The sequence below is a fragment of the Novosphingobium flavum genome (assembly GCF_014230315.1).
GTDB classification, from domain to species: domain Bacteria; phylum Pseudomonadota; class Alphaproteobacteria; order Sphingomonadales; family Sphingomonadaceae; genus Novosphingobium; species Novosphingobium flavum.
Genome location: NZ_JACLAW010000009.1, coordinates 167,985 through 188,713, shown reverse-complemented (window position 1 = coordinate 188,713; position 20,729 = coordinate 167,985). Strand labels below are relative to the sequence as shown.

The window sequence follows — 20,729 nt, the reverse complement described above, 5'->3', positions numbered from 1 at the left end:
CGCCGCCCCGGCTCCCGCTGCTGCCGCGCCTGCGCCGGCCGCTGCCGCCGCGCCGGCCCCTGCTGCCGCCAAGAGCGCCTCTGGTGCCCGCGTCCTCGCCAGCCCGCTGGCCCGCCGCATCGCCGCCGAAAAGGGCATCGACCTCGGCGCCGTCACCGGCACCGGCCCGCGCGGCCGCATCGTGCGCGCCGACGTCGAAGGGCTTACCGGCGGCGCTGCCGCACCGGCTCCTGTCGCCGCCGCTCCCGCCGCGGCCTCTGCCGCCGCGCCCGCCGCTGCGCCGGTTTCGAACGCCGCCGCGCTGGTTGACGACCGTGTCCCGCACACGATCGAGAAGCTCTCGAACATGCGCAAGACCATCGCGCGCCGCCTGACCCAGTCCAAGCTCGAAGCTCCGCACATCTACCTCTCGGTCGACGTGCAGCTCGACAAGCTGCTCGCCCTGCGCGGCCAGATCAACGCGGCGATGACCGACGGAACCAAGGTCTCGGTCAACGACATGCTGGTCAAGGCGCTCGGCAAGGCGCTCGTCGCGGTCCCGAACTGCAACGTCTGCTTCGCCGGTGACGAAATCATCAAGTATGAGCGCGCCGATATCTCGGTGGCAGTCTCGATCCCCAATGGCCTGATCACGCCGATCGTGCAGAATGCCGATGGCCGTTCGATCTCCTCGATTTCCAAGGCGATGAAGGACCTCGGTTCGCGCGCCAAGGAAGGCAAGCTCCAGCCCGGCGAATATCAGGGCGGTACGGCTTCGATCTCCAACATGGGGATGATGGGGATCAAGCAGTTCCTCGCCGTGATCAACCCGCCGCAGGGCATGATCCTGGCGGTCGGCGCGGGCGAGAAGCGCCCTTGGGTCATGGCTGACGGTACGCTCGGCGTGGCCGACGTGATGACCGTGACCGGCAGCTTCGATCACCGCGCAATCGACGGGGCAGACGGTGCCAAGCTGATGGCCGTCTTCCGCGAACTGGTTGAAAACCCGCTCGCCCTGGTGGCCTGATCCGGTGTCGGACACGTCGTCAGCCCAGCGCCCGCCGCAGGAGCCGGTCATCCGCGTCACCGCCATGCCGGCTGATGCGAATGCCTACGGGGATATCTTCGGCGGCTGGCTGATGAGCCTGATGGACATGGGTGCGGGGCTGATCGCCGCGCGCCGGTCCCACGGCCGCGCGGTTACCGTGGCGATGGACGGGATGCAGTTCCACTCGCCGGTCAAGATCGGCGACGAAGTCTCGGTCTACGGTGAACTGCGCAAGGTCGGGCGGACCTCGCTGGTGATCGGCATCGAAGCCTGGCGGCGCCCCCGCCACCAGGAAATTGCAAACAAGGTGACGGAAGCGACTTTCACTTTCGTCGCGGTGGACGAGGACAACCGGCCCCGTCCGGTCGGACAGGAGTAGTTCAAGTGGCTGACAGCTATGACGTGATCGTTCTCGGTTCGGGCCCCGGCGGCTATGTATCCGCCATCCGCTGTGCGCAGCTCGGCCTGAAGACCGCGATCGTGGAGCGCGAGAACCTCGGCGGCATCTGCCTCAACTGGGGCTGCATCCCGACCAAGGCCCTGCTGCGCTCGGCCGAGATCTTCCACTACATGAACCACGCCAAGGACTATGGCCTGGCCGCGGAAAAGATCACCGCCGACCTGAACGCCGTGGTCGCCCGTTCGCGCGGCGTGGCCAAGCAGCTCAATCAGGGCGTCACGCACCTGATGAAGAAGAACAAGATCGCCGTGCACATGGGCGTCGGCACGCTCAAGGGCGGCGGCAAGCTCGAGGTGAAGGGCGACAAGGGCACTGAAACGATCAGCGCCAAGCACATCATCGTCGCCACCGGCGCGCGCGCCCGCGACCTGCCCTTCGCCCCGGCTGACGGCAACCGGGTCTGGACCTACCGCCACGCGATGACGCCCAAGGAAATGCCCAGCAAGCTGCTGGTCATCGGCTCGGGCGCGATCGGCATCGAATTCGCCAGCTTCTATAACGACATGGGTTCTGACGTCACCGTGGTCGAGATGATGGACCGGATCGTGCCGGTGGAAGACGCCGACGTTTCGGCCTTCCTCGAAAAGGCACTCAAGAAGCAGGGCATGACGATCATGACCGGCGCCGGGGTCGAGGCGATCTCGGTCGGTGCCAATGGCGTCAAGGCCAAGCTCAAGGCCAAGGACGGCACAGTCAGCGAGAGCGAGTTCAGCCACGTCATCGTCGCGGTCGGCATCGTTGCCAACACCGAGAACGTCGGGCTGGAAGCCCAGGGCATCACGCTCGAACGCGGGATCATCCCGGTCGATCCCTATGGCCGCACCGCCGCCAAGGGCGTCTGGGCGATCGGCGATTGCACCCCGGGGCCATGGCTTGCCCACAAGGCGAGCCATGAAGGCGTCACCACGGCCGAGGCGATCGCCAAGGAACTGGGCAACAAGGACGTCCACCCGCATCCGCTCGACCGCGCCAACATCCCGGGCTGCACCTATTGCCACCCGCAGGTCGCCAGCGTCGGCCTGACCGAGGGCAAGGCCAAGGAAGCGGGCTACGCGGTCAAGGCCGGAACCTTCCCGTTCATCGGCAACGGCAAGGCGATCGCGCTGGGCGAGGCCGAAGGCTTCATCAAGACCGTGTTCGACGCGAAGACTGGCGAACTGCTCGGTGCCCACATGATCGGCGCGGAAGTGACCGAACTGATCCAGGGCTACGTCGTCGGCAAGACGCTTGAAACGACCGAGACCGAACTGATGAACACGGTATTCCCGCATCCTACCCTGTCGGAAATGATGCACGAAGCCACGCTCGCTGCCTACGGCCGCGCGCTGCACATCTGATCCCGGCGACCCGCCCGGCAAATGCTCGGGCGGGAACCCAATCGGGAATGAACATGGGGGAAGGGCGCCGACGCGGTTATCGCGTCGGCGCCCTTCCTGCGTTCCAGCGGTGTTCGCCCGTCAGTGCGAATGCTGCGTTGATCTCAACTGGAAGCCGTGCCCGATCTCGCGCGAGGGCTGCCGCTTCAACTGCTCAAGATGCTGCTTGAATTTGCGACGGTGATTGATTGCCAACCTGACGCGCGAAAATATCCTGTCCACGACCCCACTCCATGCTTTTATTTTGCAACATGGTTACCGCAGATTTCTGCTTACTCAAGCTAATTTAGGTTTGCCTTATATTACATTGCTTTCCCGCATTGCGGGGCAGAATCGGTTCTGCAATGCCACGCAAAGCGAAATCAGGCGCCGATCACGGTCATGCTGCAGACGAGGCCTTCCGGCCGCCAATCCTGGTGCACTGCAGCAAGGCCGCTGTGCGGGGTGAGCAGCCGGGTACCGAGCCCGCGATGGGTCGGTTGCCTGACGCGCGGGCCGCCGGTTTCCCGCCAGACAAGTTCGATGCCTGGATGGGCTGCGTCGCCGGCCGTTCCCCACTTCACGGCGACCATGCCGGCATCGACCGAGAGCGCGCCGTACTTGGTGGAATTGGTGCACAGCTCGTGTAGCGCCAACATCAGCGGCGTAACGGCCTGGCGCGCAACCTGGCACGGCGGTCCGTCCAGTTCGAAGCGCGCGGCATCGAATGGGGAAATCGCCGCTTTTATCATGGCTCCCAGTTCCGCCGATTCCAGCGCACCAAAGCGAAGCAGTTCATTGGCCTTGGCCAGGGCGTCGAGGCGTCCAGCCAAGGTTTCGAAATAGCTTGCCGGGTCCTCGCCCCGTGGCCCCCGTGCGATCAGGGCGCGCATGATCTGGAGTGCGTTCTTGGTCCGGTGCTGCAGTTCGGCGTTAAACGTCTCCTGCTGCTTTAGGTGCGCCTCGTTTTCCTGGACCAGCCTGCGCAGGACCTGCCCGGTGGCGATCACCACCAGGATCGTCATGGCATAGAGCGCGGCAATGGCGAGCGGAATGGCGGGCGTGGTGAGGAGGCCTCGTCCGTTGCCGAACAGGTGGACCGCCGCGGCGGCCGAGGCGACCGCGGCCACGGCCGCATATTCCCCGCCAAGGAACACCGCGCTCAGCAAGACCACGGGATAGTAGGTGAGAAACGGAAATCCGCCGGAGCCGGCATCGACCGCCAGCCTCAGACCGGTCGCAAGCAGCAGGGCGGCGGCAAGCACGGCCCAGTTCACCCACCACGGTCGGTGAGCGACGATCAGCCGCTTGACCTGTTCCAGCCCAACCCGTGCCACGGTGCCCTCCCCGCCGGTACACGCGAGCGGTGATGAGGCCAAAGCACCATCATTGCAACCACTTGCTTGCGTATGGCCATTCCGGGCATTGCGGCGGGCGGAACCATCCACTCAGCCGCGCCGGAAAATCCGCAAGGCCGGGAATATTGGGCTGACTGTCCGTTGCAACAGCGTAAACTTGTACCTATCCGGGCCTTGTTGTCCGGTCACATGGCCGGGCGGCGGGATGGAGTGATGGCGATGAAGCGGGCATTGCGGATCGGGCTGGCTGCAGCCGCGTTGTTGGCCGGCGGTGCGGGGCTCGCCCAGGAACTGAGCGAGCAGCAGGCGGCCGGCGGGCAGCGGCAGGACGATCTGCTGCCGCAGATCACCCCTGCGGCGGATCGCCATTTCGCTGCCGCCTACAAGGCGGGCGAGGGCCTGTTTCCGGGGCCGCTGCAACTGTGCAATTCGGCGCGCCCGGCGGGGCTGAAATGGGACCTGTCGAAAATGATCGACCGGGCCGGCCCGACCAATGCCGAATTGATGCGCATGGGCAAGACCCGGGCCGAGTTTCTCGCCGGCGGCGGGATCGAGCGGCGGGCGCCCGCGCCCACCCGGATTTTCGACAACGTCTATTACGTCGGGATCGAGGACGTGACCGCTTGGGCGATCACCACGTCCGAAGGCATCATCCTGATCGATTCACTCAACAACAGCCGGGAATGGATCGACCGGATCGAGCCGGGGATGCACAAGGTCGGCCTCGATCCGGCGCGGATCAGATATGTCATCGTCACGCACGGGCATGGCGACCATTTCGGCGGAGCCGCCTATATCGCGAAGAAGTATGGCGCCCGCATCATGATGAGCGCGGTGGACTGGGAGATCGCCCCGTCCATGGTCGACAAGCCGTTCTTCGATGCGCCGCCGCCGCGCGATCTCTCGATCACCGATGGACAGGTGTTCAGGCTCGGCAACCAGAGCGTGCGCATGTTCATCACGCCCGGGCACACCCGCGGGACGATCTCGCTGATCTTCCCGGTGACCGACCGTGGCCGCAGGCATGTTGCCCTCCTGTGGGGCGGCACCGGCTTCAACTTTCCGCACACGGCAGACCGCTTCGCGATCTATTCCGGTTCGGCCCGGCGCATGATGGGTCTTGCCAAGGCCGGCCGCGCCGACGTCGTGCTGTCGCCCCACTCGGATTTCGACGGTGCGATCGGCCGGATCGCGAAGCTCGGCCAGCGCGGCCCGCGCGGTCCCAACCCCTTCGTCGTCGGCGCCGCTGGGGTGGCTCGCTACCTGACTGTCCTTGGCGAGTGCGCTCAGGCCTACAGCGCCCAGATGCGCTCGCGCTGAAGGTGAGCGGGGCGATCCGCGTCAGATCGCCCCGTCGTAGTGCAATTCGCTGAACCGCGCCGCACCCGATCCCGCCGCGAACAGGGCAGGCCTCAGGCTGAGGAATCCGCCAGCCATGTTGTGGTTGTAGCCGGATACCTCCATCGCCATCACTCGTGTCCACGCCTTGCCGTCGCGGCTGACGAAGAACTGCGCGATGTCGTCCTTGAACAGCATCCGCACGAAAATGCGCCCGCCGACTTCCAGGTTCAGGGCCGGGTAGACCATCGGTTTGCCCAGCTTGTAGCGGCGCAGGATCGTGCCGTCGGTCGCAAGGCCACAGAACAGGGCATCGTTGTAGAACAGCAGCAGGCCCGCCTCGGCGCCCTGTTCCACCTCGATGCCGATCGTCAGCTCGTAGCGACGGTCGCCGGGGATCATCGCGATCGGCGAGGAATCCCCCGGTCCCTTGCCCCGGGCCTTGAGCGTCAGCGCGCCGTCCGCCAACAAAACCCGGCTCATGTAGTCGGCACGCGGGCGGAAGAAGGCGAGGCGGGCCCCGAAATCGTCCGCGCGGAATGGCCCGGCAAGGGCATGGCCGTTCGGCGCGCCGGGAAGATCGGCGGGCTTGGCCATCGGCTCGGCCAGTATCCCGCCCATTGCCCGGGGCCAGCCGTCCGCAGCCCACGTGATCGGCTCGAGCACGGTCGGCCGCCCTTGCGAGCGAAGGTCCTTCTCGAAGGCCGAATAGATGATCCACCAGCGTCCGTCAGGCCCCTCGACCGGCGTGGCGTGGCCGCGCGACCACCACGGATCGTCACGCGCATCGGCCCGCACCAGAGGGTTGTGCGGCGAATTTTCCCACGGCCCGTCGATGGATTTCGATCGGGCCACGACCACCATCTGGCCGTTGGCAGGGCCGGCGATGCCGCCCTGCGCCGAAAACAGGTAGAACCAGCCGTCACGGCGAATCAGCTTGGGACCGTCCAGGCTGAAGCCCTCGTTGATCATGTCATCGGGGATCGGCCATCCGCCATGCACCCTGCGCACCGGTCCGGCCACCGCCAGCCCGTCGTCGCTGAGCGGCACCCGGTATCCGTCGTCGAGAAAGAGATAGCGCTTGCCGTCCTCGCCGACCACGTGCCCCGGATCATAGCGTCCTTCGAGCCCGAGGTGGACCGGTTCGCTCCACGGTTTTCCGATCGCCTCGGCATGGATCACGTAGACCGAAAATCCGCGGTGCCATTCGCCTCCGGCCGACTGCGGGGGGAGCGCGGCAAAGTAGATGAAATACCGTCCCCCGTGCCGGACCAGCTCCGGAGCGAAAACCGAACCCATCGGACGGTGCAGCGCCGGACCGACCGGGGTCCAGTTCACCAGGTCCCGCGAATGCCAGATGACCAGCCCCGGATAATATTCGTAGGAGGCGAAGGTCGCGTAATAGTCCGCGCCGTCCTTGAGTACGGTCGGGTCCGGGTGGTCGCCGGGGATCACCGGGTTCAGGTATCGCCCGTCGCCAAGGTCGGCGTGCCGCTGCCCGTCCTGCCCGCGCTTCCACGGCCCGCGCCGGTCGACGGTCGAGGCGGCAAGGGCGGGAAACTGCGCCGAGAGCACCAGTCCCCCTGCGCCGAGCGCAAATGTCATCGCATGACGGCGAGTGTGGGCCATGGCCGGCTGTTCCTGGATCAACGCATTGAACCAGCGCCCATACCGGACCGGCGCCTCCCGGCAAATCCAACTTTTTCAAGTGCCGGGCCGGCGTTGGCGGACAGGGTGGGATTCGAACCCACGGTGAGCTTCCACCCACGGCGGTTTTCAAGACCGCTGCCTTAAACCACTCGGCCACCTGTCCGCGCGCCTGGCACTGCGGGCAGTGCGCGGGTCTCAGCGCGGCTAGCCCGAACCGCGCCGCTTGTCACCCCCTCTGCCTCGGTGACCTGCCTTAGCGACAGGGCGGGCTTCTTCCCCGGCCGAATTGCCCTTGCGGGATTCCCATCAGCGCGGCGCTGTGCTTCAGTGACGTCATGACGCCAACTTTCCGCCACCTGCGCCAGATCGGCCTCGGTTTTGCGCTCGTCCTGCTCGGCGTTCCTTGCCAGGCCCAAAATCCGCCTGCCTATTCGCCTTCCGAAGAGGCGGGGTTCGAGGGCTATCTCCAGCTCCTCGCCGCCCGCGCGCGCAGCGAAGGCGTGCGCGAGACGACCATCCAGCAGATGACCGCGGGCCTCACCTTCAATCCCAAGGTCATTGCGCTCGACCGTTCGCAGCCCGGCGCCGCCAACGGTCCCGCGGCCGGTTCCCCCGCCTTCGCCCCCTATCGCCGCACCCATGTCGATGCGGCGCGGATAGCGGCGGGCCGCGCGATGTACGCCAATGTTCGCTCAATCGCCCCTGCGGTCGAGGCCCGGTTCGGCGTGCCCGCCCCGATCCTGCTGGCGATCTGGGGGCATGAGACGAACTACGGCCGCTACACCGGCGATTTCGATCTCGCCCGCAGCCTCGCCACCCTGGCTTACGAAGGCCGCCGCCGCGCGCTCTTTTCCGACGAATTCATCGCCCTGCTCAAGATGGCCGATGCGGGCGTCCCGCGCAGCAGGCTGGTCGGCTCCTGGGCCGGAGCCTTCGGCAATCCGCAGTTCCTCCCATCGATGTACCTGCGCCTCGCTGTTGACGGCGACGGCGACGGTTTTCGGGACATCTGGTCGAGCCGGGCCGATACGCTCGCGTCGATCGCCAACTATTTCCGCGATGCCGGGTGGCAACCGGGTCTGCCGTGGGGCGTCGCCGCCAGCGTTCCGGCCGGGATCGACCGCGCCAGCCTCGCCAGCCCGATGACCGCGCCCGAATGCCCCCGCGTCCACGCCCGCCACTCGCGCTGGCTGACGGTTTCCGAATGGCGCGCGCGCGGTGTCCAGCCGCTCGCCCCGCTGGGGGACAAGGTCCTCGCCAGCCTGATCGAGCCCGATGGACCGGGCCAGACCGCTTACCTGTTAACCGGGAATTATCGGGTTATCCTCGAATACAACTGCTCGAACTACTACGGATTGTCGGTGGGGTTGCTTGCAGATGAGATTGCCCGTTGAAACCCCTGCGGTCCTTGCCCTAGCGCTGCTCGCCGCCGGTTGCGGGGCTGGCGCCCCCCCGCTGAGCCTCGCGCAGACGCCTGCGCCAAGCGGCCCTGCGGCAGACTATCCGATGGTACTTGGCGCGCCGTTCACCGTCGACGGCGTCAAATACACCCCCGCCGATACGCTTAACTATGATCAGGTCGGCTATGCCGCCATCGGCGGGGAAGGGCAGGGCATCACCCTCGTGCACCGCACCCTGCCGCTGCCGAGCTATGTCGAGGTAACCTCGCTCAAGTCCGGCAAGACCGTGCTGGTCAGGGCGGAGCGACGCGGTCCGATGACCGGCGGCGCCATCGTCGAATTGTCCCCCGCCGCCGCCGCCCAGCTTGGCGTGAGCGGCGACAGGGCCCCGATCCGCATCCGCCGCGTCAATCCGCCCGAGGCCGAGCGCGCCCTTCTGCGCAGCGGCCAGCAGGCGCCAGAGCGGATGGACACGCCGATGTCGCTCGTCGCCGTGCTGATGCGCAAGCTCGATCCGGCCGCTCCTCCGCCTGCCGCTACGCCGACTGCCCCGGCCCTGGCCGAAGCTGCGCCGCAGCCCGCGCCCGCACTGGCCGCGGCTCCCATGGCCAAGCCGCAGCCCAAGGCGGCGGTCAAGCTGGGCGCAAAACCGGAAGCACCATCGGTCTCCGGGGCAGAACCCAGACCTGCCGCCAAGGGCATTTTCGCGGTCCAGGTCGCCGCCTTCGCCGATCCCGCCAACGCCGCCGCCGCCGCCCGCAAGCTTGGTGGTTCCATCACTCCGGCCGGCAAGTTCAGGGTAGTGCGGATAACCGGGTTCGCCTCTGCGGCAGACGCCGGGGCCGCCCTCGCCAAGGCGCGGTCAGCGGGTTATAGCGACGCTCGAATCCAGCGCGTGAACTGACCGTCAGGTCCGCATTCCGCGCCAATGCGTGGACCGGACTTGAATCGCCCCATTCTCACTGCCGCCCTTCTCCTGGCCCTGCCGCTGACGGCTGCGCCGGCCCGGGCCCCGCTTGCCCCGGTCTATACCGATCCCCATGTCGTCCCGCCCGAAGTCGGCCCCGCGCCGATCGCCCTGCTGGTCGATTTCAACTCGGGTCAGACGCTCTATTCGAAGGAGCCTGACCGCCGCTTCATGCCCGCCTCGCTGACCAAGGTGATGACGCTCTACGTCGCCTTCGAGATGATCAAGCGCGGCCAGCTCAATCCCAATGCCGTCACCCGGATGAGCGAGGACGCCTTCAAGCACTGGCACGCCGTCGGCTCGACCATGTTCCTCGATCGGCAGCACGACGTCACCGTCCACGAACTGCTGATGGGCATCGCCAATGTTTCGGCCAACGATGCCTGCGTGGTCCTGGCCGAGGCGGCGGCCGGCTCGGTTCCCAACTGGCTCGCCCTGATGAACGCCGAGGCGCGCAAGCTGGGCATGAAGAACAGCCACTTCGGCACGCCCAACGGCTGGATGGACGAGGGGCAGACCTACATCACCGCGCGCGACTATGTCACGCTGGCCTCGGCCATCCTCTCGCGCCACCCCGATCTCTACCACGAATATATCGGTCGCCAGACGATGACGTGGAACGGGATCACCCAGCACAACCACGACCCCATCCTCGGCAAGCTCGAAGGCGCCGACGGGATCAAGACCGGCTTCACCAATCAGGCCGGCTACGGCTTCATCGGCTCGGCCGAGCGCGGCGGACGGCGCCTGATCATGGTCCTCGCCAGCGTTGACCGACATCAGGACCGGGCCAAGGCCGCCGCCGCGCTGATGGACTGGGGCTTCGCCGCGTTCGACAGCCGCGCCCTCTTCGCCGCCGGCACCACGGTTGGCGAGGCGAGGGTGCAGGACGGTGCGGCCGCCAGCGTGCCCCTCGTCGCGCCCGGCAACTATGCGGCCACCGCGCCGAAGGGCGCGGCGGGGCCGATCAAGCTGCGCGTGGTCTATGATGGCCCGCTCAAGGCGCCGATCGCCAGGGGAACCCCGGTGGCCAGCCTCGAAATCCGCGTCGGCGGCAGCGCGCCGAGCCGGGTACCGCTGCTCGCAGGGGCCGACGTTGCCCGCGCCGGGCTATTCGACCGTCTGCTCAACGGCCTGCGCGGGCTTGTTTCGTGAGGGCGCGGTGACCCGGCCCGGACGTTTCATCGCCCTCGAAGGCGGGGAAGGGGCGGGCAAGTCCACCCAGTCCCGCCTGCTGGCCGAGGCCCTGCGCGCGCGGGGCATAGACGCCGTGGTCACCCGCGAACCCGGCGGTACACCGGGCGCCGAGGCGATCCGCAGCCTGCTCCTCGATCCGGCGGGCGAAGGCTTCGGCCCCCGCGCCGAAGCTTTGCTTTTCGCCGCCGCCCGCGCCGACCATGTTGATCGCTTGATCCGCCCCGCGCTCGCCGCCGGACAATGGGTGATCTGCGATCGCTTCATCGATTCCAGCCGCGCCTATCAGGGCGGGGCCGGAGGGCTGGACGATGCCGAGATCATGGATCTCCACCGCATCGGCAGCCAGGGTTTCCTGCCCGATCTGACCCTCCTGATCACCGTCACGCCGGAAGAGGCGGCCGAGCGGCTCGGACGGCGCGACGTCGGCGGGGCCGACCGGATCGGCGGCCGCCCGGCCGAATACCACGCCAATGTCGCCGCGGCCTTCGATCGTTTCGCCGCCGAACAACCTCGGCGCTTCGCCCGGATCGACGGTAACGGCACGCCCGAGCAGACCCATCACCAGATCATGGACGCGCTGGAGGACCTGCTGTGAGCCTGCTCGGCCATGACGAGGCATGGCGCGAATGGCGCGGGGCCATGGCCTCGGGCCGGATGCACCACGGCTGGATTCTCGCGGGCAAGCAGGGCCTCGGCAAGTCGGCTTTCGCCATGGCCGCCGCGCGCGCGCTGGTGGCTGAACCCGGCATTCCCCAGCCCGATCTTCACCCCGACATCCTCCTGCTCGAACCTCTCCCCGCCAATGATGACGAGGCGAAGAAGAAGGAGGAGGGCAAGCCCTATGCCACCAAGCGCAATATCTCGATCGATCAGGTCCGCCAGATCCAGCACCGACTGATCACCCGGCCAACGCTGGGCAGCCGGCGCCCGATCATCATCGACCCGGCGGACGATCTCGAAAAGAGCGCGGTCAACGCCCTGCTCAAGAGTCTGGAAGAGCCGCCGACCGGATCGTTCTTCCTGCTCGTCGCGCACCGGCCGGGCCGCCTTCTGCCCACGATCCGCTCGCGCTGCCGCACCCTGCGGTTCCCGGCACTGAGCGACGCGCAGGTCGGCGAAGTCCTCGCCCGCGAGGCGCGCGGGGCCGATGCTGCCACCCGTGCCGCCGCCGTCGCTGCCGCCGAAGGCTCGCCCGGTGCCGCGCTCGGCTTCGTCGAGCAGGATCTCGGGCCCCTCCACGGCCTGATGGACCGGATCGTCAGCGAAGGAGACGAGCTTTTCGCCCTGCGCGGCGAACTGGCCGGGGAAATCGGCGCCCGCCCCGATCGGGAGCGCCTGCTCGCCACGCTCGACCTCGCCCGCGCGGTCCTCGCCGGGCGCCTTCGCGCCGCCAGCCCCGCCCAGCGCCTGCGCATGATCGACGCTCACGGCGAACTGGCCCGCCTCACCGCGCAGGTTCCGACCTACAATTACGATCCCGGCCTGCTCGCGATGGAAATCGGCGGGTTGCTCGCCTCGGCGGCCATGCCTAGAGAGGCCGCCTGACCTTCAGCTTGGGCGGATCATGGCCGAACCTTATTACATTACCACCGCGATCAGCTATCCCAACGGCAAGCCGCATATCGGCCATGCCTACGAAGCCATCGCCGCCGACGTGATCGCGCGCTTCAAGCGCCTGCAGGGCCGCGACGTCCGCTTCCAGACAGGGACCGACGAGCACGGTCTCAAGATGGCCCAGAAGGCGCGCGACCTGGGGATCGAGCCCAAGCAGCTTGCCGATGAAATGTCTCAGCATTTCATTGATATGTGCCATGCCCTTAACGTCAGATATGATGTCTTCATGCGCACCACCGAGCCGCGCCATCACGAGGCGAGCCAGGAGCTGTGGCGCCGCATGGAAGCGAGCGGCGACCTCTATCTCGATCGCTACGAGGGCTGGTACTCGGTCCGCGACGAAGCCTATTACGACGAGAGCGAACTGACCGGCGGGGAAGGGGAGGAGCGCCTCTCGCCCCACGGCACCCCCGTCGAGTGGACGGTCGAGGAATCGTGGTTCTTCCGCCTCTCGAAATATGCCGACCTGCTGCTCGCGCTGTACCGCGACCATCCCGAATTCATCCAGCCTGACAGCCGCCGCAACGAAGTCATGCGCTTCGTCGAAGGCGGCCTGCGCGACCTCTCGGTCTCGCGCACCAGTTTCGACTGGGGGGTCAAGGTCCCGGGCAGCGACGAGCATGTCATGTACGTCTGGGTCGATGCCCTGACCAACTACCTGACCGGGCTTGGTTTTCCGGATGAAAGTGACGAATTTTCAAAGTGGTGGCCGGCAGACCTCCACCTGATCGGCAAGGACATCGTCCGCTTCCACACGGTCTACTGGCCCGCCTTCCTGATGAGCGCCGGCCTCGCTCTGCCGAAGCAGGTCTTCGGCCACGGCTTCCTGCTCAACCGCGGGCAGAAGGAATCGAAGTCGCTCGGCAACGTCACCGATCCGCTCGACCTCGCCGAACGGTTCGGGGTGGACACACTGCGCTACTTCCTGATGCGCGAAGTCGCCTTCGGGCAGGACGGGTCCTACTCGCCCGAAGCCATCGTCACCCGTGCCAATGCCGAGCTTGCCAACAGCTTCGGCAACCTCGTCCAGCGCGTCTGCTCGATGATCTTCAAGAACCTCGACGGCCAATTAACCGCGTTCACACGGACCGAGGCCGATGAAGCGCTTCTGGCAGCGGTGCAGTCCGGTTGCAGCCAGCTTGCAAATGAGTTCGAGGCACTCAATTTCTCCGCCGGGATCGAGGCGTGGATGAAGGCTGTCTTCGCCTGCAACGCCTATATCGACGAGCAGGCCCCCTGGGCGCTCAAGAAAACCGACCCGGAACGGATGGGCGCTGTCCTGCTTTGCCTGTTCATGGCCATCCGCGATCTGACCATTGCGATCAGCCCGGTCGTCCCCGCCGCCGCCGCCAAGGTCCTCGACCAACTCGGCGTCCCGGCCGGCGAACGCGACCTCGTGGCCCTCGGCGATGCCGGATGGTATGAGCACCGCGTCGCCACCGGCGAGCCGCTCGGCCAGCCCAGCCCAGCATTTCCTCGCCTCGAACTCCCGGTGGAAGAGGGCTGATGCTGATCGATTCCCACTGCCACCTCAATTACAAGGGCTTGGTCGAGGACCAGCAGGGCGTCCTCGCCCGCGCCCGGGCCGCGGGGGTAGGGGGCTTCCTCAATATCTCGACCCGCCTGTCCGAATGGCGCGATATCGTGGCGCTGGCCGAGCAGGAAGGCGATGTCTGGGCCTCGGTCGGCATTCACCCGCATGAAGCCGATGCCCACGCCGACCTCGGCGCCGCTTCGCTGCTCGAAGCGACCCGCCACCCGCGCGTGATCGCGATCGGGGAAACCGGGCTCGACTATTATTACGACCATTCCGACCGCGAGACCCAGCAGGCACTGTTCCGCGTCCATATCGAGGTGGCGCGGGAGACTGGCCTGCCGCTGATCATCCACACCCGCGATGCGGAAGAGGATACGGCGCGGATCATGGCCGAGGAAATGGGGAAGGGCGCCTTCCCGGCGCTGATCCACTGCTTCACCGCCTCGGCCGAATTTGGCCGGAAAATGCTTGACCTCGGCCTCACGATTTCGATTTCCGGGATCGTAACCTTCAAGAACGCCAAGGACTTGCAGGCCGTAGCGGCGGAATTACCGGAAGACAGGTTGTTGGTCGAAACGGACAGTCCCTTCCTCGCGCCGGTGCCTCATCGCGGCAAGACCTGCGAGCCCGCCTACGTGGCCGACACCGCGCGCTTCGTTGCCGGCCTGCGCGGCGTTTCCGCCGAACATCTTGCGGAAATAACCACCCGTAACTTCTTCAAACTGTTCATGAAAGCCTCGGCATGAAGCTGATCATGCTCGGCTCGGGCACGTCGACCGGGGTGCCGCGGATCGGCGGACCGGACGGCCGGGGCGACTGGGGCGATTGCGATCCGGCGGAACCGCGCAACCGCCGCAGCAGGGTCTCGATCGTCGTCGAGAGCGACGCCGGTTCGCGCTTGCTGGTCGATACGTCGCCAGACCTGCGCCACCAGTTGCTGGCGCAAGGCATCGACAAGGTCGACGCGGTTTTCTGGACTCACGACCATGCCGATCACACCCATGGCATCGATGACCTCCGGCCGATGCGCTATGGCCGGGCGGCGCCGATTCCGGGCTACGGCCACGAAGAGACCGTCCGCCGCCTGCGCAACCGGTTCGGCTATGTTTTCGCCGGACAGCACGGCTATCACACGATTTGCGAGATCCAGACGCTCGATCGGTTGCGGATGTGCGCCGGGATCGGTGTCGCCTGGTGCCAGATGGACCATGGCCCCGCACAGAGCACGGCGTTTCGCTTTGATTGTGACGGAAAAACAATCGGTTATGCAACTGATTTTAGTTCGATTAATAAGGATATGATCGACCTGTTCTGGCGGGTGGATCTGCTCGTGGTCGATTGCCTGCGGCGTGAGCCGCATCCGACGCACGCACATCTCGCCATGTCGCTGGAACTGGCCTCTGCGACCAAGGCTGGGCAAACCGCGCTGACGCATCTCGACAAATCGATGGATTACGCGGCGCTTGCGGCTGAGATCCCTGACAATGTCCGGGTCGGCTACGATGGTTTGGTGATCACGCTGTGAGCGGCGGGCGGCTCGACGGCGATGTGGTCGTCGCGCTGCTCGGCGTTGTGATGGTGGCGGCCTTGCTCAGCAGGAACAACGCGTTGCGCGGCCTGCCATTCGATCGCAAGGCGCTCTACGCTGCGATCTGGCTCGCGATCTTCGTCGGCGGGGTAGTTTTGGCGGGTATCCTGTTGAAGTAGCGCGCGGATTTCCGCCCCCGTCGGAACCCCATATTTAACATAATATATATTATCGCTCTAACGCAGGTTTCGAGCCTCGAACTCCCCTGCCGCTACTCCCGGCCCAAAACCAGCGTCGCGCCGGAAGGCAATGGACCCAAGCCATTGCCTTCCGGCTGCGGTGTCAGACCGGAAGACCGACGTAATTCTCGGCAATGCTGGTCTGCGCCGCCTTGCTCGAGGCGATGTAGTCCAGTTCCGCAACCTGCATCGCGCGCTCGAACGGGCCGTCGTCGGGGAAACGATGCATCAGCTTGGTCAGCGACCAGGAGAAGCGTTCCGCCTTCCAGACCCGCGCCAGCGCCTTGGCTGAATAGCCGGCCACCGCGTCACGGTCACTGCGACGGAAGAAGCCCGTCAGCGCTTCGGCCGCATAGTGGACGTCGCTCGCGGCCAGGTTGAGGCCCTTGGCTCCGGTCGGCGGCACGATGTGGGCGGCATCGCCGCACAGCAGGAGCGAGCCATAACGCATCGGTTCAAACACGTAGGAGCGCAGCGGCGCGATCGACTTCTCGATCGCCGGGCCACGCGTGATATGCGCCGCCGCATCGGGCCCGAGGCGGATCGCCAGTTCGTCCCAGATCCGCTCGTCCGACCAGTCCTCGATCTTCTCCGTCAGCGGCACGTCGACATAGTAGCGGCTGCGGGTGTGGCTGCGCATCGAGGCCAGCGCAAAGCCGCGCTCGTGGTTCGCATAGATCAGTTCGTGATTGCACGGCGGCACATCGGCGAGGATGCCGAGCCAGCCGAATGGATAGACCCGCTCATACTCGCGTGCCACGCTGGCCGGGATCGCCTTGCGGCTCGGACCGTGGAAGCCGTCGCAGCCCGCGATGAAGCGCGCGTCGATCCGGTGCTCCGTCCCGTCCTTGCGGTAGGTGACGTAGGGTGCCTCGCTTTCGATGTCATGCAGGGCAACGTCGTCAACGCCGTAAATCACCTCGAGGCCGCGGCTGGGCGCGGCGTCCATCAGGTCGCGGGTGATTTCGGTCTGGCCATAAACCACCACGGTCTTGCCGGTAAGCCCGGCGACGTCGATCCGGATAAGGCGCTCACCGTCGGCGAGATTGAAGCCCTCCTCGACCAGTCCCTCGGCCTTGAGCCGGGCGTCGAGGCCAAGCCGCTCCATCAGGCCGACAGTGACCTGCTCCAGCACCCCGGCGCGGATGCGGCCGAGCACATAGTCCCCGGTCTGGCGCTCCAGCACCACACAGTCGATCCCCTCGGCGCGCAGAAGGTGGCCAAGCAGCAGGCCGGCCGGGCCCGCACCGATGATTGCAACCTGAGTGCGCATGATAACCGTCTCCGCCAGCGGGGCACTCTCCATCCGGTGCCGCGTCACCGTGCAATATTGACAAGTCCGGGCTTCGGGCGGAATGGACGGCAGTACCATAATTCGGGTACTTTTGGGACATTCTCGATGCCCTCAGCGCTCATCCCCAGCTTCCTGCTCTACGGCGAAGACGATGACGATACGCCGCCAAACTTCGCCCACATCGAGACGATCGCATCGCGCAGTTCGCTGCACGACTGGGAAATTGCCCCGCACCGCCATCGCCAGAGCGTTCAGGCGCTGGTGGCACTCGCTGGACAAGTAACCTATCGCAACGAACAGGCGGTCCATGTCATGGCCGCGCCCTGTTTCGCCGTGGTTCCGGTTGGCTCGGTCCATGGTTTCCAGTTCAGTCCGGATACGACCGGGCATATTCTTTCGCTGTCCACCGGGTTCGCCGCGCGCGCGGCCGAGCCGGTCGATCGCCTGCTGCAGCTACTCACCCATGGCGGACAAGGGACCCTCCCCGCCGACGTCGCGCGCCGCATCGACTGGCTTTGCGGGGAAATGCTTGCCACGCAGGCGGATTGGCGCACGCCCGATCCTCTTTTTCTTGCGCTTGCCGAAGTGCTGATGCGCTCGCTCATCGGGGGCGAGGAAGACAATAGCCCGCTCGACAGTCAGCGAATGGCGCGCTTCCGCCGCCTGCTCGAACTCCACCTGCACGAACATCGCAGCGTCAACTGGTATGCCGAGCACCTCGGGATCACCGCCAAGACCCTGTCCCGCACCTGCCGGCAATGTGCCGGACTTTCGCCCATCGCCCTGATTCATTCCCGGCTGGTGCTGGAAGCGCAGCGCCTGCTCTGCTTCACCAATGCCAGTATCGCGCAGGTGGCGGACAGCCTCGGGTTTTCCGATCCGTCCTACTTCTCACGGTTTTACAAGCGGATGACCGGCGATCGCCCGATCCTGGTCAAGAAGCCGGCTGCGGCGGCGGGGGACTTGGTGGATAAAGGCTGACGGGAAGCGCGATGGCGTTTGTCCGCTACTGGCCGGCGCCCTATAGCAAACGGGACCCCATCAGCACGATTCCATAGGCTTCCGTGACCCAGATCACCTCGCTCAACCGCCTTCTCGCCATCATGGCCCGCCTGCGCGATCCCGAGACCGGGTGTGACTGGGATACGGCCCAGACTTTTGCCACGATCGCCCCCTACACCATCGAGGAAGCCTACGAGGTTTCCGACGCGATCGAGCGGCACGACATGGCCGCGCTCAAGGACGAACTGGGCGACCTTCTGCTGCAGGTCGTGTTTCACGCTCGTATGGCCGAGGAGGCCGGGCTTTTCTCGTTTGACGACGTTGCGGCCGCCATTTCCGACAAGATGGAGGCGCGCCATCCGCACATTTTCGGCGATGGCGGGCATGATGGGCAGGAGCGTGAGACGCGCTGGGAAAAGCTCAAGGCAAACGAGCGCGAGGCCAAGGGCGCAACCAGCGCGCTCGATGGGGTCGCCCTTGCCCTGCCCGCGCTGATGCGCGCCGAAAAGCTCCAGAAGCGCGCCGCCCGGGTCGGGTTCGACTGGGAGGACACGGAAGGCCCGGCCGACAAGCTGCGCGAGGAGATGGTCGAACTGGCCGATGCGGCAACTGCGGATGAGCGGGTGGACGAGGCCGGCGACCTGCTGTTCGCGGCGGTCAATCTCGTTCGCGCGCATCGGATCGCGCCGGAAGAGGCCCTGCGCGCGGCGAATGCCAAGTTCGAGCGGCGCTTCCGAGCAATGGAGGCAATCGCCTGCGCGGAAGGCCAGATCTTTGGCGAACTGACCTTGGCCCGGCAGGAAGCGCTGTGGCAGCAGGTCAAGGCCGCCGAATAGCGCTTCTGCTCAGATCCGGCTGAACCGGCCCATTTCCTTGGGCGTCAGCCGTACCGAAACACGCCGCTGGGGCCCGTCGCTCCCATCTCCGGCGTCATCGTCGGACACAACCTCGCCGTGGGCATGAAGCCAGGCCAGCTTCTGGCCCGCGCTGACCGGCAGGACGAAAACATGGAGCTTGGCATCGGCCGTGAGCAGGCCTGAAAGCAGGTCGAGCAGATCGTCGCAGCCTGCCCCGGTCAGGGCCGAGGCGCGAACGACTTTCTCCTCGGGATGCCGGGCGATGTCCTCTTCCAGTTCGGCCATCTGCTCGGCCGTCAGCAGGTCGCACTTGTTCCACACCTCGACCATCGGGACCTGCACCTCCCCTTCCCCGCTCTCCGCATCGGGCAGGATGCCGAGATCGGCGAGGACGGCCAGCACCTGCCGCTTCTGGGCCTGGGTGTCGGGATTGGCGATATCGCGAACGTGGACGATCACGTCGGCCGCCGTCACTTCTTCCAGCGTGGCGCGGAAGGCGGCAACGAGTTGGGTTGGAAGGTCGGAAATGAAGCCCACCGTGTCCGACAGGATCGCCTTGTCGATGCCCGGCAGGCGGATCGCCCGCATAGTCGGGTCGAGCGTGGCGAACAACAGGTCCTCGGCCATGACCGAAGCCCCGGTGAGGCGGTTGAACAGCGTCGACTTGCCGGCGTTGGTATAGCCCACCAGCGCGATCACCGGCCACGGGGCCTTGCCGCGGCGCTGGCGGTGCAGGCCGCGGGTGCGCCGCACTTGTTCCAGTTCACGGCGCAGGCGGGCCATACGGTCGCGGATCATCCGGCGGTCGGCCTCGATCTGGGTTTCGCCCGGGCCGCCAAGGAAGCCGAAGCCGCCGCGCTGACGCTCAAGGTGAGTCCATGAACGCACCAGCCGCCCGGCCTGATAATCGAGGTGGGCCAGCTCGACCTGCAGCCGCCCTTCGGCGGTGGCCGCGCGTTCCCCGAAGATTTCGAGGATCAGCCCGGTCCGGTCGATCACCTTGCGCTTGAGCTTTTCCTCGAGATTGCGCTGCTGGATCGCGGTCAGCGCGCCGTCGACGATGACGAGTTCGGCATCCTCGCGGTTGCAGGCCACGGCGATGTTCTCGATCTGCCCTTCGCCGAACAGGGTCCCGGCGCGCGCCTCGCGAATGGGCACGGCAAAGGCCTCGACCACCTCGATACCGATGGCGAGTGCGAGGCCCTTGGCTTCCTCGAGGCGGGATTCGGTATCCACGGCGGTCCGCTGCCGCATCGCCGGATAGACGATGACGGCACGGGCACCCCTGGTAACCTCTCCCTTGAGGTCTTCGTTATCGTTCAGTCTGCTTCGTCCTCTTCGTCCTCGAACTCGCCGCCGGTCAGGTCCACGGGGGTGACGGGCTGGATCGTCGAGACGGCGTGCTTGTAGGCAAGCTGCACATAGCCTTCGCGTTCCAGCATCATGCAGAACAGGTCATAGGCGGCAACCCGCCCCTGGAGCATGACGCCGTTGACGAGGAACATGGTGACCTGCACCCCGGCCGCGCGGATCGAGGCGAGGAATACGTCCTGCAGCAGCCGCACCTTCTTGTTCGTCGCTTCAGGCCCGCCGAACAGGCGCGCATCGATCGGCGTCGAAGGCATGATGGTCGAGACCGCGTGCTTGTAAACCAGCTGCGACTGGCCATCGCGGCGCAGGAGAATCGAGAAATTGTCGAACCAGGTCACGATGCCCTGCAGCTTGACACCCTTGACGAGGAACATCGTCACCGGGGTCTTGTTCTTGCGCAGGTGGTTGAGGAACTGGTCCTGCAGGTTCTGGCCACCCTTCCCCGCGGGCGCGGGCGGCGGCGCTGCCGGCTGTTCCGGCGGGGTGGGTTTAGGGCGTGCGGAGAGTGTACGACCGGTCACCGAGTACTCCTTTT

20 protein-coding genes and 1 tRNA gene are annotated in these 20,729 nt (G+C 66.3%); 15 read left to right on the top strand and 6 right to left on the bottom strand.

The features are described 5' to 3' along the window. The 3 genes from H7F51_RS13130 to lpdA all read left to right on the top strand — a co-directional run. A partial coding sequence (locus tag H7F51_RS13130; protein ID WP_185664757.1) for a 2-oxo acid dehydrogenase subunit E2 occupies positions 1-1,006 on the top strand: 1,006 nt, incomplete at its 5' end. Between the two features lie 64 nt (positions 1,007-1,070). Continuing rightward, positions 1,071-1,406: an acyl-CoA thioesterase gene (locus tag H7F51_RS13125; RefSeq protein ID WP_185664772.1), complete on the top strand. Its 336-nt coding sequence runs from the start codon at positions 1,071-1,073 to the stop codon at positions 1,404-1,406. Positions 1,407-1,411: 5 nt separating this feature from the next. Beyond that, positions 1,412-2,824 (top strand): dihydrolipoyl dehydrogenase, encoded by a 1,413-nt coding sequence (lpdA, locus tag H7F51_RS13120; RefSeq protein WP_185664756.1) that lies wholly within the window; start codon positions 1,412-1,414, stop codon positions 2,822-2,824. A gap of 401 nt (positions 2,825-3,225) precedes the next feature. Here the strand turns inward: lpdA and H7F51_RS18700 are convergent, their stop codons facing one another. Then, a complete protein-coding gene (locus tag H7F51_RS18700; protein WP_185664755.1) occupies positions 3,226-4,179 on the bottom strand; it encodes an HWE histidine kinase domain-containing protein in 954 nt (317 codons plus the stop codon). 240 nt (positions 4,180-4,419) lie between these two features. Here H7F51_RS18700 and H7F51_RS13110 point away from each other — a divergent pair, with 240 nt between their 5' ends. Beyond that, the gene (locus H7F51_RS13110) at positions 4,420-5,520 is read left to right on the top strand and encodes an MBL fold metallo-hydrolase (protein ID WP_185664754.1); all 1,101 of its coding nucleotides are present in this window, start codon (positions 4,420-4,422) and stop codon (positions 5,518-5,520) included. A gap of 21 nt (positions 5,521-5,541) precedes the next feature. On the opposite strand, the gene H7F51_RS13105 is transcribed toward H7F51_RS13110, so the two are convergent. Next, positions 5,542-7,167 (bottom strand): family 43 glycosylhydrolase, encoded by a 1,626-nt coding sequence (locus H7F51_RS13105; protein WP_185664753.1) that lies wholly within the window; start codon positions 7,165-7,167, stop codon positions 5,542-5,544. A 94-nt stretch (positions 7,168-7,261) separates the two neighbouring features. After that, positions 7,262-7,351, bottom strand: a tRNA-Ser gene (locus tag H7F51_RS13100). Between the two features lie 172 nt (positions 7,352-7,523). On the opposite strand from H7F51_RS13100, the gene H7F51_RS13095 reads away from it, so the two are divergent. The 9 genes from H7F51_RS13095 to H7F51_RS13055 are packed head-to-tail and all read left to right on the top strand — an operon-like array spanning position 7,524 to position 15,610. Then, positions 7,524-8,582, top strand: coding sequence for a lytic murein transglycosylase (locus tag H7F51_RS13095; protein ID WP_185664752.1), 1,059 nt, complete (start codon positions 7,524-7,526; stop codon positions 8,580-8,582). Further along, positions 8,566-9,492 carry a septal ring lytic transglycosylase RlpA family protein gene (locus H7F51_RS13090; RefSeq protein ID WP_185664751.1) on the top strand — a complete coding sequence of 309 codons (927 nt, stop codon included), beginning with the start codon at positions 8,566-8,568 and terminating at the stop codon, positions 9,490-9,492. Before H7F51_RS13095 ends, H7F51_RS13090 begins: the two co-directional genes overlap by 17 nt. A 39-nt stretch (positions 9,493-9,531) precedes the next feature. Continuing rightward, complete coding sequence (locus H7F51_RS13085; RefSeq protein ID WP_246448346.1) at positions 9,532-10,710, top strand: D-alanyl-D-alanine carboxypeptidase family protein; 1,179 nt, start codon at positions 9,532-9,534, stop codon at positions 10,708-10,710. A gap of 7 nt (positions 10,711-10,717) precedes the next feature. After that, positions 10,718-11,347 carry a dTMP kinase gene (tmk, locus tag H7F51_RS13080; RefSeq protein WP_185664749.1) on the top strand — a complete coding sequence of 210 codons (630 nt, stop codon included), beginning with the start codon at positions 10,718-10,720 and terminating at the stop codon, positions 11,345-11,347. Beyond that, complete coding sequence (locus H7F51_RS13075) at positions 11,344-12,297, top strand: DNA polymerase III subunit delta' (RefSeq protein ID WP_343061289.1); 954 nt, start codon at positions 11,344-11,346, stop codon at positions 12,295-12,297. Before tmk ends, H7F51_RS13075 begins: the two co-directional genes overlap by 4 nt. Positions 12,298-12,316: 19 nt before the next feature. Next, positions 12,317-13,873 (top strand): methionine--tRNA ligase, encoded by a 1,557-nt coding sequence (gene metG, locus H7F51_RS13070; RefSeq protein ID WP_185664748.1) that lies wholly within the window; start codon positions 12,317-12,319, stop codon positions 13,871-13,873. Further along, positions 13,873-14,649, top strand: a complete 777-nt coding sequence (locus H7F51_RS13065; protein ID WP_185664747.1) for a TatD family hydrolase — start codon at positions 13,873-13,875, stop codon at positions 14,647-14,649. Before metG ends, H7F51_RS13065 begins: the two co-directional genes overlap by 1 nt. Then, on the top strand, positions 14,646-15,428 hold the full coding sequence (locus tag H7F51_RS13060; RefSeq protein WP_185664746.1) for an MBL fold metallo-hydrolase: 783 nt from the start codon (positions 14,646-14,648) through the stop codon (positions 15,426-15,428). Before H7F51_RS13065 ends, H7F51_RS13060 begins: the two co-directional genes overlap by 4 nt. After that, positions 15,425-15,610, top strand: a complete 186-nt coding sequence (locus H7F51_RS13055; protein WP_185664745.1) for a hypothetical protein — start codon at positions 15,425-15,427, stop codon at positions 15,608-15,610. Before H7F51_RS13060 ends, H7F51_RS13055 begins: the two co-directional genes overlap by 4 nt. Before the next feature lie 163 nt (positions 15,611-15,773). Here H7F51_RS13055 and pobA read toward each other — a convergent pair whose 3' ends face one another. Then, positions 15,774-16,943, bottom strand: coding sequence for a 4-hydroxybenzoate 3-monooxygenase (pobA, locus tag H7F51_RS13050; protein WP_185664744.1), 1,170 nt, complete (start codon positions 16,941-16,943; stop codon positions 15,774-15,776). A 126-nt stretch (positions 16,944-17,069) separates the two neighbouring features. Here pobA and H7F51_RS13045 point away from each other — a divergent pair, with 126 nt between their 5' ends. Beyond that, complete coding sequence (locus H7F51_RS13045) at positions 17,070-17,945, top strand: helix-turn-helix domain-containing protein (protein ID WP_185664743.1); 876 nt, start codon at positions 17,070-17,072, stop codon at positions 17,943-17,945. An 83-nt stretch (positions 17,946-18,028) separates the two neighbouring features. Further along, the gene (gene mazG / locus H7F51_RS13040) at positions 18,029-18,802 is read left to right on the top strand and encodes a nucleoside triphosphate pyrophosphohydrolase (RefSeq protein ID WP_185664742.1); all 774 of its coding nucleotides are present in this window, start codon (positions 18,029-18,031) and stop codon (positions 18,800-18,802) included. A gap of 9 nt (positions 18,803-18,811) precedes the next feature. Here the strand turns inward: mazG and hflX are convergent, their stop codons facing one another. After that, a complete protein-coding gene (gene hflX, locus H7F51_RS13035; RefSeq protein WP_185664770.1) occupies positions 18,812-20,146 on the bottom strand; it encodes a GTPase HflX in 1,335 nt (444 codons plus the stop codon). Then, positions 20,143-20,715, bottom strand: coding sequence for an RNA chaperone Hfq (gene hfq / locus H7F51_RS13030; protein WP_185664741.1), 573 nt, complete (start codon positions 20,713-20,715; stop codon positions 20,143-20,145). The genes hflX and hfq overlap by 4 nt, the downstream gene beginning before the upstream one ends. Between the last annotated feature and the right edge of the window lie 14 nt (positions 20,716-20,729).